This window comes from Clavibacter michiganensis (genome assembly GCF_021216655.1).
Lineage (GTDB): Bacteria > Actinomycetota > Actinomycetes > Actinomycetales > Microbacteriaceae > Clavibacter > Clavibacter michiganensis.
Genome location: NZ_CP080437.1, coordinates 325,615 through 338,166, shown reverse-complemented (window position 1 = coordinate 338,166; position 12,552 = coordinate 325,615). Strand labels below are relative to the sequence as shown.

The 12,552-nt window shown below is 70.5% G+C and carries 15 protein-coding genes; 3 read left to right on the top strand and 12 right to left on the bottom strand.

Features of this window, described 5'->3' with window-relative positions; all coding sequences use genetic code 11:
• Nucleotides 1–44 precede the first annotated feature (44 nt).
• The 3 genes from K0V08_RS01565 (at nt 45) to K0V08_RS01555 (ending at nt 1,841) form a co-directional block, all read left to right on the top strand.
• Nucleotides 45–524 carry an Lrp/AsnC family transcriptional regulator gene (locus K0V08_RS01565; RefSeq protein WP_012037860.1) on the top strand — a complete coding sequence of 160 codons (480 nt, stop codon included), beginning with the start codon at nt 45–47 and terminating at the stop codon, nt 522–524.
• 106 nt (nt 525–630) lie between these two features.
• On the top strand, nt 631–1,251 hold the full coding sequence (locus tag K0V08_RS01560) for a methylated-DNA--[protein]-cysteine S-methyltransferase (protein ID WP_079532543.1): 621 nt from the start codon (nt 631–633) through the stop codon (nt 1,249–1,251).
• Nucleotides 1,248–1,841 (top strand): DNA-3-methyladenine glycosylase I, encoded by a 594-nt coding sequence (locus K0V08_RS01555; protein ID WP_079532541.1) that lies wholly within the window; start codon nt 1,248–1,250, stop codon nt 1,839–1,841. Before K0V08_RS01560 ends, K0V08_RS01555 begins: the two co-directional genes overlap by 4 nt.
• Nucleotides 1,842–1,853: 12 nt before the next feature.
• On the opposite strand, the gene yaaA is transcribed toward K0V08_RS01555, so the two are convergent.
• From yaaA to K0V08_RS01495, 12 genes are all read right to left on the bottom strand, one after another.
• Entirely contained in the window at nt 1,854–2,609 is a 756-nt protein-coding gene (gene yaaA / locus K0V08_RS01550; protein WP_079532539.1) for a peroxide stress protein YaaA, read from the bottom strand.
• A gap of 118 nt (nt 2,610–2,727) precedes the next feature.
• The gene (locus tag K0V08_RS01545) at nt 2,728–2,997 is read right to left on the bottom strand and encodes a F0F1 ATP synthase subunit epsilon (protein ID WP_012037856.1); all 270 of its coding nucleotides are present in this window, start codon (nt 2,995–2,997) and stop codon (nt 2,728–2,730) included.
• Between the two features lies 1 nt (nt 2,998).
• A complete protein-coding gene (gene atpD, locus K0V08_RS01540) occupies nt 2,999–4,459 on the bottom strand; it encodes a F0F1 ATP synthase subunit beta (protein WP_012037855.1) in 1,461 nt (486 codons plus the stop codon).
• 35 nt (nt 4,460–4,494) lie between these two features.
• Complete coding sequence (locus K0V08_RS01535) at nt 4,495–5,394, bottom strand: F0F1 ATP synthase subunit gamma (RefSeq protein ID WP_012037854.1); 900 nt, start codon at nt 5,392–5,394, stop codon at nt 4,495–4,497.
• 49 nt (nt 5,395–5,443) lie between these two features.
• Complete coding sequence (atpA, locus tag K0V08_RS01530) at nt 5,444–7,081, bottom strand: F0F1 ATP synthase subunit alpha (protein WP_079532536.1); 1,638 nt, start codon at nt 7,079–7,081, stop codon at nt 5,444–5,446.
• Between the two features lie 55 nt (nt 7,082–7,136).
• Entirely contained in the window at nt 7,137–7,928 is a 792-nt protein-coding gene (locus K0V08_RS01525; protein WP_079532533.1) for a F0F1 ATP synthase subunit delta, read from the bottom strand.
• The gene (locus K0V08_RS01520) at nt 7,928–8,494 is read right to left on the bottom strand and encodes a F0F1 ATP synthase subunit B (RefSeq protein WP_012037851.1); all 567 of its coding nucleotides are present in this window, start codon (nt 8,492–8,494) and stop codon (nt 7,928–7,930) included. Before K0V08_RS01520 ends, K0V08_RS01525 begins: the two co-directional genes overlap by 1 nt.
• Before the next feature lie 11 nt (nt 8,495–8,505).
• Nucleotides 8,506–8,739 carry an ATP synthase F0 subunit C gene (locus tag K0V08_RS01515; RefSeq protein ID WP_012037850.1) on the bottom strand — a complete coding sequence of 78 codons (234 nt, stop codon included), beginning with the start codon at nt 8,737–8,739 and terminating at the stop codon, nt 8,506–8,508.
• Between the two features lie 46 nt (nt 8,740–8,785).
• The gene (gene atpB, locus K0V08_RS01510; protein WP_043561591.1) at nt 8,786–9,466 is read right to left on the bottom strand and encodes a F0F1 ATP synthase subunit A; all 681 of its coding nucleotides are present in this window, start codon (nt 9,464–9,466) and stop codon (nt 8,786–8,788) included.
• A gap of 322 nt (nt 9,467–9,788) precedes the next feature.
• Nucleotides 9,789–10,259 carry a Cg1360 family ATP-synthase-associated protein gene (locus K0V08_RS01505; RefSeq protein ID WP_079532531.1) on the bottom strand — a complete coding sequence of 157 codons (471 nt, stop codon included), beginning with the start codon at nt 10,257–10,259 and terminating at the stop codon, nt 9,789–9,791.
• Nucleotides 10,256–11,575 (bottom strand): MraY family glycosyltransferase, encoded by a 1,320-nt coding sequence (locus K0V08_RS01500; RefSeq protein WP_012037847.1) that lies wholly within the window; start codon nt 11,573–11,575, stop codon nt 10,256–10,258. The genes K0V08_RS01505 and K0V08_RS01500 overlap by 4 nt, the downstream gene beginning before the upstream one ends.
• The gene (locus K0V08_RS01495) at nt 11,572–12,513 is read right to left on the bottom strand and encodes an L-threonylcarbamoyladenylate synthase (RefSeq protein ID WP_310886194.1); all 942 of its coding nucleotides are present in this window, start codon (nt 12,511–12,513) and stop codon (nt 11,572–11,574) included. The genes K0V08_RS01500 and K0V08_RS01495 overlap by 4 nt, the downstream gene beginning before the upstream one ends.
• Nucleotides 12,514–12,552: the final 39 nt, after the last annotated feature.

Sequence of the window (12,552 nt, the reverse complement as noted above, 5' to 3'; positions counted from 1 at the left end):
CGGATCCGGTTGCCCGGCCACCGCGGGACTGCCATGCTCGGACGATGAGCACGCCGCAGCGCCCCTCCGCCCGCGGGCTCCCCGTCGACGCGATCTCCCGATCCATCGTCGAGCAGCTGCGGGAGGACGGGCGACGGTCGTACGCCGAGATCGGCAAGGCCGTCGGCCTCAGCGAGGCCGCCGTCCGGCAGCGCGTGCAGAAGCTCACGGACGCGGGCGTGATCCGCATCGTCGCGCTCACCGATCCGCAGCAGCTCGGGCTCACCCGCCAGGCCATGATCGGCGTCACCGTGAGCGGCGACGTGCGGGTGGTCGCGGACGCCCTCGCGGACATCCCCGCCGTCGACTACGTGGTCATGACGGCGGGCACCTTCGACCTGCTCGCCGAGGTGGTGTGCGAGGACGACGAGGAGCTGGTCGAGCTGCTCAACGGGCGGATCCGCGCGCTCGATGGCGTCGTGAGCACGGAGACGTTCGTCTACCTCAAGGTCCACACGCAGGACGGGCACGGGCGCTCCCGGTGACGGCGGCGCGCTCCTCCGCCTCCTCCCCCGGCGGCGGCTCTCGCCATCGCTCCCCCGACCACGGCGTCCCCGGCGCCATCCGCGCGGCCCGTCGTACGGTCGCCGCATGACTCCCTCCTCCGCACCCGCCGTCGCCCCCGCGCGCCCGATCGTGCCCCCGCCTGGCGGTCACCGTCCCGGATCCCCTGCTCGAGACGGCGATCCCCGCCGTCCGCTCCCACCCGCAGCGGGCCTCCTGCCCGTCGGCGCCGCTCTCCTCCGGGTGCCCTCCCCCGTCGGCCGCCTGGAGCTCGTGGCCGAGGGCGACCGGGTCGTCGCCCTGTCCATCGCGACCGACGGCGTCCTGCCGCTCGACCACCTGGACGACAGGCCGAGCGCGGTGCTCGCGGAGACGTCCCGGCAGCTCGGCGAGTACTTCGCCGGCCTCCGCACCTCGTTCGACGTCCCGGTGCGCCTGACCGGGACCCCGTTCCAGGTCGCCGTCTGGGAGGCGCTGGCCCGCGTCCCCCACGGCGGCGTCACGACGTACGGCGCCCTCGCGCAGGCGGCGGGGCGTCCCGGCGGGGCGCGCGCGGTGGGCGGCGCCGTCGGCGCCAACCGGCTCTGCATCCTCGTCCCGTGCCATCGCGTCCTCGGCTCCGACGGGCGCGTGACCGGCTTCAGCGCGGGTGACGGGGTCGCCACCAAGGTCCGCCTGCTCGCGCTCGAGGGCTCGGTGCTGTCATGACCCGGGCGTCGGTCGTCGTCGGCGACGACGGCGTCGCGCGCTGCGCCTGGTCCGCCGCCGACCCGGAGTACCGCAGGTACCACGACGAGGAGTGGGGCCGTCCGCTGCACGGCGACCGCCCGCTCTTCGAGAAGCTCTGCCTCGAGGGCTTCCAGGCGGGCCTGTCGTGGATCACCATCCTGCGCAAGCGCCCGCGCTTCCGCGAGGTCTTCCACGGATTCGACGTCGACGCGGTCGCCGCCATGGACGATGGCGACGTCGAGCGGCTCATGGGAGACGCGGGGATCATCCGCAACCGCGCGAAGATCCTCGCGGCCGCCGGCAACGCGCGCGCCGTGCGTGCCCTCGTCGACGCGCACGGGGACGGCGCCCTCGACCGGATGATCTGGGCGCACGCGTCCGATCCCCTGGTCCGCCCACGACCGACGACGGCAGACGAGCTCCCCGCCGTCACGGCGGAGTCCACGGCCCTCAGCCGCGAGCTGAAGGCGCACGGCCTCCGCTTCGTGGGCCCCACCACCGTCTACGCGCTCATGCAGTCATCGGGCCTCGTCGACGACCACGTCGTCGGCTGCCACCTGGCCGCCTGACCCCGGGCGCCGTCAGTGCGGCGCGGCGACCAGGACGAGCTCGCCGGAGCCGCCGCGTGACAGCTCGACGCCGGCGTCCTCCGCCCAGTCCAGCAGCTCCGCCACGGATCCGAGGTCGCGGCCGGCGAGGATCAGCGCCCGCACCAGCTCGCCCTTCGCCTTCTTGTTGAAGTGGTTGAGCGCCCGCACGGTGCCGTCCGCGCCGCGGGCGACCACGCGCACCACGGCGGAGTCCTCATGTCCCGGACGCGGTCCGAGGGCCGCGTATCCCTCGGATCGGAGGTCGAGCACGAGGCCAGGGATCCCCTCCAGCACCCGGCGGACCGAGGCCACCCAGTGCGCCTTCATCCGTATGCCCGGCACCCGGCTGTCGTGCGAGAGGCGGTACGCGGGGATCGGGTCGGTCGCCCGGACGGGCCCGAGGAGCGCGGAGTGCACGGCCACGTGGCGACCGGCGAAGGCGAGCTGCGCGGCATCCAGGGAGTCGGCGCCGATGGGGTCGTAGAGCACGCCGGTGTAGCGACGGATCGCCGACATGGTCGGCGAGGACTCGAGCACGCGGTTCCGCTCGACCTCGCCGGCCTGGCGCGGACCGAGCTTGAGGGCGCGCGCGGCGGCCACGGGATCCTGGGCGAGGTCGGCGACGGCCCGCACGACCGTCCGCCGCTCGGCCGTCAGCTCGGGGAAGGCGAGGAGGTCGAGGTCGAGGTGCGATCCCTCCGTCCCGCCGTCGCGCTTCGTCTCGGACGGGGGCAGCAGGACGAGCACGGGACCTCCGGGAGCGGATGGGGCGGATGGTGGGTCGGCAGGGACGAGCATCGCCCGCCCGGACGCACGAAGGCGGACGGCCCCCGAGGGGACCGCCCGCCGTCGGACGGAGGTGATGCTACGCGACCAGCGCGGCCTTGCGCGCGACCACGGTCACGTTGTCGTTCTCCACCGAGAGGAAGCCCTCGTCGGCGTCGGCCGTGATCACGGCGCCGCCGTCCTGCGTGATGCGGACGTTGCCGGTCGCGAGGATCGCCAGGAGCGGCTCGTGACCGGCGAGGATGCCGATCTCGCCCTCGCTCGTGCGTGCGACGACCATGGACGCCTGTCCCGACCAGACCTGCTGGTCGGCCGAGACCACGGTCACCGTGAGATCAGCGCGGGCCATGTCAGCCGTTCTCCTTCTGGATCTCGGACCAGCGGCGCTCGACGTCGTCGAGGTCGCCGACGTTGAAGAACGCCTGCTCGGCGACGTGGTCGTAGTCGCCGTCGGCGATCTTCGAGAACGACTCGATGGTGTTCTTCAGCGGCACCGTGGAGCCCTCGACGCCCGTGAACTTCTTCGCCATGTAGGTGTTCTGCGAGAGGAACTGCTGGATGCGGCGCGCACGCGACACCGTGACCTTGTCCTCCTCGGAGAGCTCGTCGACGCCGAGGATCGCGATGATCTCCTGCAGCTCCTTGTTCTTCTGCAGGATCGCCTTGACGCGGGTGGCCGTGTCGTAGTGCGCCTGGCCCAGGTACCGCGGGTCGAGGATGCGGCTGGTGGACGTCAGCGGGTCGACGGCCGGGTACAGGCCGCGCGACGCGATCTCGCGGCTGAGCTCCGTGGTCGCGTCGAGGTGCGCGAACGTGGTGGCCGGCGCCGGGTCGGTGTAGTCGTCCGCAGGGACGTAGATGGCCTGCAGCGACGTGATGCTGTGGCCTCGGGTCGACGTGATGCGCTCCTGGAGCACACCCATCTCGTCCGCGAGGTTGGGCTGGTAGCCCACCGCGGACGGCATGCGTCCGAGCAGCGTGGAGACCTCGGAGCCGGCCTGCGTGAAGCGGAAGATGTTGTCGATGAAGAGCAGCACGTCCTGGTTCTTCACGTCGCGGAAGTACTCCGCCATCGTGAGCGCCGACAGGGCGACGCGGAGACGCGTTCCCGGCGGCTCGTCCATCTGGCCGAAGACCAACGCGGTCTTGTCGAAGACGCCGGCCTCCTCCATCTCCATGATGAGGTCGTTGCCCTCACGTGTGCGCTCGCCGACGCCGGCGAACACGGACACGCCGCCGTGGTCCTGCGCGACGCGCTGGATCATCTCCTGGATGAGGACGGTCTTGCCGACGCCCGCTCCGCCGAACAGGCCGATCTTGCCGCCCTGCACGTACGGGGTGAGGAGGTCGATGACCTTGATGCCGGTCTCGAACAGCTGCGTCTTGGACTCGAGCTGGTCGAACATCGGGGGCTTGCGGTGGATGGGCCAGCGCTCGGTGATCTCGATCGGCTCGCCACCCTCGTTGTTGAGGATGTCACCGGTGACGTTGAAGACCTTGCCCTTGGTGATGTCGCCGACGGGCACCGAGATGGCGGCACCCGTGTCGCGCACCTCCTGGCCGCGGACGAGGCCGTCCGTGGGCTTCAGGGCGATGGCGCGCACGACGTCGTCGCCGAGGTGCAGCGCGATCTCGAGCGTGATCTCCGTCGACTCCTCGCCGATGGTGATCGTGGTCTTGAGGGCGTTGTAGACCGGGGGGATCGAGTCGTGCGGGAACTCGATGTCCACGACCGGGCCGGTGACGCGGACGATGCGTCCGACGCCGGCCACGCTGTCGCTGGCGACCGGCGCAGTGGCGGTGTCAGTCATTGATGTCTCTCTTCTTCATTCGTGGAGCAGGAGTGTTACTTGCTGGAGGCGAGCGCGTCCGCGCCGCCGACGATCTCGGAGATCTGCTGCGTGATCTCGGTCTGGCGCGCGTTGTTCCGCAGCCGCGTGTAGGTGGTCACGAGCTTGTCGGCGTTGTCGCTCGCCGACTTCATGGCCTTCTGGCGCGCGGCGTGCTCGGAGGCGGCCGACTGGAGCATCGCGTTGAAGATGCGGCTCTCGATGTAGACGGGCAGCAGCGCATCGAGCACGTCGCCCACCTCGGGCTCGAACTCGTAGAGCGGCAGGACGGCACCCTCGCCGGGCGCCTCCACCCCCTCGACGACCTCGAGCGGCAGCAGGCGGACGACCTCGGGCTTCTGCGTCGCGATCGACACGAAGCGGTTGAAGACGATGTGGATCTCGTCCACCCCGCCCTCGGACGCCGGCGTCACGAACTTCTCCACGAGCGCGTCGCCGATGGACTTCGCGGTCTCGAACTCCGGCTTCTCGGTGCTGCCGGTCCAGATGCGCTCCGAGGAGCGCTTCCGGAACTTGAAGTACCCGACGGCCTTGCGGCCCACCAGGTAGTAGACGATGTCCTTGCCCTGCGAGCGGAGGAGCTCGGCGAGCTGCTCCGACTCCTTCAGGACGCTGGAGCTGAACGCGCCGGCGAGGCCGCGGTCGGAGGCGAAGATGACGATCGCCGCCCGCTCCACCTTCTCGGGCTCGGTCGTGAGGATGTGGTCGACGTTGGAGAACGTCGCCACCGCCGAGACCGCGCGCGTGACGGCGCGGGAGTACGGCGCGGACGCCGCCATCCGCTGCTGCGCCTTCTGGATGCGCGACGCGGAGATCAGCTCCATCGCGCGGGTGATCTTCTTCGTCGTCTGCGCGGACTTGATCTTCTGCGTGTAGACCCGGAGTTGCGCTCCCATGAGTCTCCCTATCGGTCTCGGTCGGTGGCGGATCGGTGAGGCGAGCGCGTCAGCGCTTGCCCTTGACGATCTGCTCCTGGTTGACGTCCTCGGCCTTGGCGGGCTCGAACTTCTCGGATCCCACGGAGGCGAGCGGCTTGCCCTCGCCCGTCTGGAACTCCAGCTTGAACTGGTCCACGGCCTTGTCCATCGCGTCGACGATGTCGTCGGTGAGGACGTTCTTCTCCTTGAGCTGCGACAGCACCTCCGTGTTGCGGTGGAGGTGGTCGAGCAGCTCCCGCTCGAAGCGGAGGATGTCCTCGACGGGGACCTCGTCGAGCTTGCCCTTCGTGCCCGCCCAGATCGAGACGACCTGCTCCTCGATGGGGAACGGCGAGTACTGGGGCTGCTTGAGCAGCTCGGTGAGGCGCGCGCCGCGGGCGAGCTGACGACGGCTGGCCGCGTCGAGGTCGGACGCGAAGATCGCGAACGCCTCGAGGGAGCGGTACTGCGCGAGCTCGAGCTTCAGCGTGCCGGAGACCTTCTTGATGCTCTTCACCTGGGCGTCGCCGCCGACGCGGGACACCGAGATGCCGACGTCCACCGCGGGACGCTGGTTCGCGTTGAACAGGTCCGACTGGAGGAAGATCTGGCCGTCGGTGATCGAGATCACGTTGGTCGGGATGTACGCCGAGACGTCGTTCGCCTTCGTCTCGATGATGGGCAGGCCCGTCATGGAGCCGGCGCCCAGCTCGTCCGAGAGCTTGGCGCAGCGCTCGAGCAGGCGGGAGTGCAGGTAGAAGACGTCGCCGGGGTACGCCTCGCGTCCCGGCGGGCGGCGCAGGAGGAGCGAGACGGCGCGGTAGGCCTCGGCCTGCTTGGACAGGTCGTCGAAGATGATGAGGACGTGCTTGCCGCCGTACATCCAGTGCTGGCCGATGGCCGAGCCGGTGTAGGGCGCCAGGTACTTGAAGCCGGCGGGGTCGGACGCGGGGGACGCGACGATGGTCGTGTACTCCATGGCGCCGGCCTCCTCGAGGGCACCGCGCACCGAGGCGATGGTGGAGCCCTTCTGGCCGATGGCGACGTAGATGCAGCGCACCTGCTTGTTCGTGTCGCCGGACTCCCAGTTGGCCTTCTGGTTGATGATCGTGTCGATCGCGATGGCCGTCTTGCCGGTCTGGCGGTCGCCGATGATGAGCTGGCGCTGGCCGCGGCCGATCGGGATCATGGCGTCGATGGCCTTGATGCCGGTCTGCATGGGCTCGTGCACGCTCTTGCGCTGCATGACGCCGGGCGCCTGGAGCTCGAGCGCGCGACGGCCCTCGGAGGCGATCTCGCCCTGGCCGTCGATGGGGTTGCCCAGCGGGTCCACGACGCGGCCGAGGTAGCCGTCGCCGACGGGGACGGAGAGCACCTCGCCGGTGCGGCGCACCTCCATGCCCTCCTCGATGCCGGCGAACTCGCCGAGCACGATGACGCCGATCTCGCTCTCCTCCAGGTTCTGGGCGAGGCCCAGGGTCCCGTCGGCGAACGTGATGAGCTCGTTGGCCATGACGCCGGGCAGGCCCTGCACGTGGGCGATTCCGTCGCCCGCGTCGAGCACGTAGCCGACCTCGGTGGTCGAGGCCTTGCCGGGCTCGTAGGACTGCACGAAGTCCTTGAGCGCGTCCCGGATCTCGTCGGGGCTGATCGAAAGTTCTGCCATCTTCTTTCCCTTTGCATTCACGAGGGCCGACGGCCCCCGAGGTGACGCCCGCCGGTCAGGCGAACTGGAGTCTCAAATCGTTGATCCTGGTGGCGACGCTGCCGTCGATGACGTCGTCGCCGATCTGGACGCGGAGCCCGCCGACGAGGTCGCGGTCCACGACCTGGTTCAGCTCGACCCGCCGGGAGTACCGGCGGCTCAGTGCCTGCGCGAGCCGCTCCGACTGCTCGGGCGACAGGGGCGACGCGACGCGGACCGTGGCGATGGTGAAGCCCGCCTGGTCGGCCACGACGGTGGCGGCGAAGCGCACGAGCTCTCCCATGCGGCGGCCGCGGGGCTGCTGCACGAGCTGCTCGACGATGACGATCGCCTGCTCCGACGCCCGGCCGTCGAGGAGACGGTGCACGAGCGTCGACTTCGCCACGGGGTCGCCCAGCTTGTCGCCGAGGGCGAGCTCCAGGGCGTCGTCCGTGGACACGGCGCGTCCGAACGTGAACAGCTCGGACTCGACGGGCGTGCCCTCGGGTGCCGAGATCGCGACGGCGCGGATGCCGAGCTCCTCGATGCCCGCCAGCAGCTCGTCGTGCGACGACCAGCGCCCGTCGACGACCGCGCGGAGGACGCGCAGCGCCGGCTCCTGCACGGTGGCGCCGAAGACCCGGTCCACGATGCTGTGCTTGACCTCCGGCGCGATGCCGGTGTCCGCCAGCGCGGAGAGCAGGTGCGTGGATCCGCCGATGGCGCGGCCGGCTCCGAGGAGCTGACCGGCCGTCGACAGGTCGACGCCCCCGAGCTCCGCGAGGACGCGGCGTGCGGAATCGAGCGATGCGCGCGATGCACTGCCCATCAGCTGGCGGATCCCGTCCTGCCGGCGGTCTCGCTGGCCTCCAGGTCGGCGAGGAACCGGTCGACGAGCGCGGTGGAGCGCTGGTCGTCCGTGAGGCTCTGGCCGATGACGCCCGACGCGAGGTCGATCGCGAGCGATCCGACCTCGGAGCGGAGGGAGACGACCGCCTGCTGGCGCTCGGCCTCGATCTGCTGCTGCGCGCTCGCGGTGATCCGGGCTGCGTCGGCCGTGGCCTGCTCCTTGATCTCCGCGGCGATCGCCGTGGCGTCGACGCGGGCCTGCTCGCGGATGCGGCCGGCCTCGGCGCGTGCCTCGGCGAGCTGCGCCGTGAGCTCGGCCTTCGCGGCGTCGGCTTCCGCCTGCGCGCGCTCGGCCTTCTCGATGCCGCCGGCGATGGCCTCGGTGCGGCCGTCGAGCATGGCGTAGACGCGCGGGAGCGCATACTTCCAGATGACGACCAGGAGGACGACGAACACGACCGCCGACCACACGATGTCGTAGACCGCGGGTAGGAGGATGCTCGGCGCTTCTTCACCTGCCGCCATCACGTTGTGGGGCGTGAGCATGTGCGTGTCCCCTAGTTGGTGAAGATGAAGTAGGTCGCGAGGCCGATGAGCGCGAGCGCCTCGGAGAACGCGATGCCGAGGAACATCGTGGTGCGGAGGCTGCCTGCCATCTCGGGCTGGCGGGCCATGGCCTCGACGGTCTTGCCCGCGACGATCCCGACACCGATGCCGGGGCCGATCGCTGCGAGGCCGTAGCCGACGGTCGCGATGTTGCCGTTGATCTCGGCGAGAATGATGGGGTCCACTGGGGTTTCCTTCCGGTTGGGTGATCTCGTTGGTCGACGAGATCGCTTAGTGCTCCTCCGCCACGGCCATCTGGATGTAGACGGCGGTGAGGAGGGCGAAGATGTAGGCCTGCAGGACGGCGACGAGCAGCTCGAAGAGCGTGAACGCGAACCCGAGGACGAGGGTGCCTGCGCCCAGGATCTTGAGCGCGCCCTGTGCCTCGAAGAGGAAGAACCACGTCGCGGAGAAGCAGAGCACCAGCAGGAGGTGCCCCACGAGCATGTTCATCAGGAGTCGGAGCGTGAGCGCGACCGGCCGGATGATGAACGTCGAGAGGAACTCGATGGGCGTGAGGAGCAGGTAGACCGGCTTCGGCGCACCGGCGGGGAACAGCGTGTTCTTGAAGAACATCACTCCCCGGTCCTTGATGCCGGCGTAGATGAAGGTCACGTACGCCACGAGGGCCAGGAGCAGCGGGAGGCCGATGACCGACGTGCCCGCGATGTTGAGGAAGGGCACGACGCCCGTGAGGTTCATGCCGAGGACCAGGAAGAAGATGGTCATGATGATCGGCAGGAAGCGGCGACCGTCCTTCTTGCCGAGGATGTCCTCCGCGATGTTGACGCGGACGAAGTCGACGCCCATCTCGACGAGGTTCTGGCCGCGGCCGGGCACCAGCGCGAGCTTGCGCGTGCCGACGACGAACAGGACGACGAGGACCGCCATCACCAGGAGCCTGATGAGCATGATGCGGTTGAGGTCGAAGCCCGTGCCCTCGAAGAAGGCGATCGGCGGGAAGAACTCCTCGAGCGTGGGAGCGTGGAACCCCTCACCCGAGTCTTCAGCGGCGAGGGTGATGATGCTGGGTGCAGCGGTGGCTAACAGCGCTATCTCCTGTTTCGGGGCGTGGAGCACGAGCTCTCGCGGCGACGAACGGATGGGGTGAGAAGACGCCGGCGTGAGGTGGATCTGGGCACGGCCCGACGGGAATCGTCTTGACAGAGACTATCAACAATGAGGGTGCCCTGACTAATCGCGTCCCCTCTTCCCGCGGCCCGAGGGCGCGCGGCTAGCGCCCGGGGAGCTGCGCGTCGCTGACGTAGCCGACGCGGGCCTTGGTGATCACGATCATGTCCATGACGAGGGTGCCCACGACGCCCACGATCACCGTCACGAAGAGCACGACCAGGTTGATCCACTGCTGCTCCTTGAGCACCATCGCGACCGCGAGGAACACCACGAACTTGAGGAGCCACGCGCCGAGCACGACCGAGAAGAACAGCGTCGGGTAGATCGGCGAGGACTGGAACCGGTTCGCGAAGAGGATGCTGCCGGCCGTGAGCCCGAGGAACACGAGGGCCATGGCGCTGCCGATGACGGCGCTGAGGAGGCCGCGGCCGCCGTCGACCGCGAAGCCGACGATGCCGCCCACCACCGCGATGGCGAGGGCGAGCAGCGCTCCCCCGATGAGGATGCGCGTGAAGACGTCCTTCTTCGCGGGGGTCTCCGCCGGGGCGGGGGCGCTCGGGCTGTCGGTCATGTCGTCTCCTTGGCTGTCCCCGGGTTCGGGGCGTCGGTGGGGCGGGTCGCGATGGCTCCCGTGGCGAGCTCGGCGTGCTCGCGCTCGACCTCCTCGAGCTCGGACTCCGTGAGGCGCGCGAGCGGCCGGTCCGCCGCGGCCTCGTCGAGCGGGTCGAACGCCGCGGCGTCCTCGGACTCGGCGTCGGCGGGCACGAGCTGCGCGGCGGCCTCGAGGCGCTTGCGGCGGCTGAGCGGGGCCAGGGTGACGACCGCGCAGGCGACCATGCCGACCGCGATGAAGGCCACGCCCCACGCGTACGGCTGCACGACGAACATGAGCAGGCAGCCCACGGACACGACGCCCGTCCAGGCGTAGAAGATCAGCGTCGCGTGCAGGCGCGAGTGGCCCATGTCGAGCAGGCGGTGGTGCAGGTGCTTGCGGTCGGCGCTGAAGGGCGACTTGCCGGCCTTGAGGCGCCGGAACACCGCGAGGGCGAAGTCGAGCAGCGGGACGATGAGGATCGCGAAGGGCAGGAGGATCGGCAGGAACGCGGGAAGCAGCTGCGAGCGGCCGAACGTCTCCGGGTTCGGGTCGATCTCGCCCGTGACGGCGATCGCGCTCGTGGCCATGAGGAGGCCGACGAGCAGCGCGCCCGCGTCGCCCATGAAGAGCTTCGCGGGGTGCCAGTTGAACGGGAGGAAGCCGAGGCACGCGCCGATGAGGATCGCGCTGATGAGGGACGCGAGGTTGAAGCGCTCGGTCTGGCCGGTGGCCGTGTCCGAGAGCAGGAAGCTGTAGAGGAAGAAGGCGCCGTTCGCGATGATCGCGACGCCGGCGACCAGGCCGTCGAGGCCGTCGATGAAGTTGACGGCGTTCATCACGAGCACGATGGCGAAGATCGTCAGCATGATCGACATCTGCGACGAGCCGACCGTGAGGCCGCCGATGGGGAGCGAGGAGATCGCGACGCCCTGCCAGGCGAGGAGGCCGGCGGCGAGGATCTGACCGGCGAGCTTGATCATCCAGTCGAGGTCGTAGATGTCGTCGAGCACGCCGATGACGACGATCATGAGCGCGGCGCCGAGGATCGCGAACACCGGGCCGGGGCGGTCGAAGACGAGGCTGAACCAGGACACCTGCGAGGCCACGGCGAACGCGACGAGGATGCCGGCGAACATGGCGACGCCGCCGAGCCGGGGCGTCGGGCGCGTGTGGACGTCGCGCGCGCGGATGGCCGGGTAGAGCCGGTAGCGGTAGCCGAGCTTCATGACGACCATCGAGAGCACGAGCGTGATGACCGCCGAGACGACCGCCATGGCGGCGTAGTAGGTCACCGGGGGTGCGCGGGCGGATCCGCGGGGGGCTCGGTCGCGGTCGGGTCGGCCGGCGTCGGGTCGGCTGGCGTCGGGTCGGCGGGCTCGACGAACTCGGGGTACGTCGGGCCGGCGTCGGTCGACGCGTCGACGACGGGCGCGGCGTCGGCAGCGGGCGCGGCGTCGGGATCCGCGGATCCGTCGATGCGCTCGGCGCCGCTCGCCGTGCCGCGCGGGGCCTCGGGCGCGTCGGGGACGGCCGGCTCCTCCGGCTCCGTGGGAGCGGTGACGACGGGCTCGAGCTCGTCGCCGATGAGCTGCTGGATCTGCGCACGCGTGATCGCGCCCTCGCGCACGATGCGGACCCGGCCGCCCGCCTGGTTGACGCGCGAGGCGTCGACGATGGTCGAGGCCGCTCCTCCGGCGGCTCCCCCGTCGAGGAAGACGTCGACCGACCCGCCGAGCTGGTCCACGGCCTCCTGGGCGGTCGCGGCGGCGGGCTGCCCCGTCCTGTTGGCGGACGAGACCGCGAGCGGGCCGGTCTCCGCGAGGAGTTCGAGCGCGAAGGAGTTCGCGGGCATGCGCAGCGCGACGGTGCCGCGGGTCTCGCCGAGGTCCCAGACGAGGGAAGGCTGCGCCACGAGGATCACCGTGAGGCCGCCCGGCCAGAACTCGTCCGCCAGGCGGCGGACCACGTCGGGGACGAAGTCGGCGAGGGCGTCGAGCGTGGACTGCCCGGGGATGAGCACGGGCGGCGGGGCGTCGCGCCCGCGGCCCTTCGCGTCGAGCAGGCGCTGCACCGCGTCGGGGTTGAAGGCGTCGGCGGCGATGCCGTAGACGGTGTCCGTGGGGATGACGACGACCTCGCCGCGGCCCACCGCCTGTCGGGCGAGTCTCATGCCGGTGAGGAGGTCGGTGTCGACTGAGCAGTCGTAGATGCGCGCCATGTCGTCGCTCATCGTAGCCGAGCGCGTGGCCGGCGCCCTGAGCGAGGGATC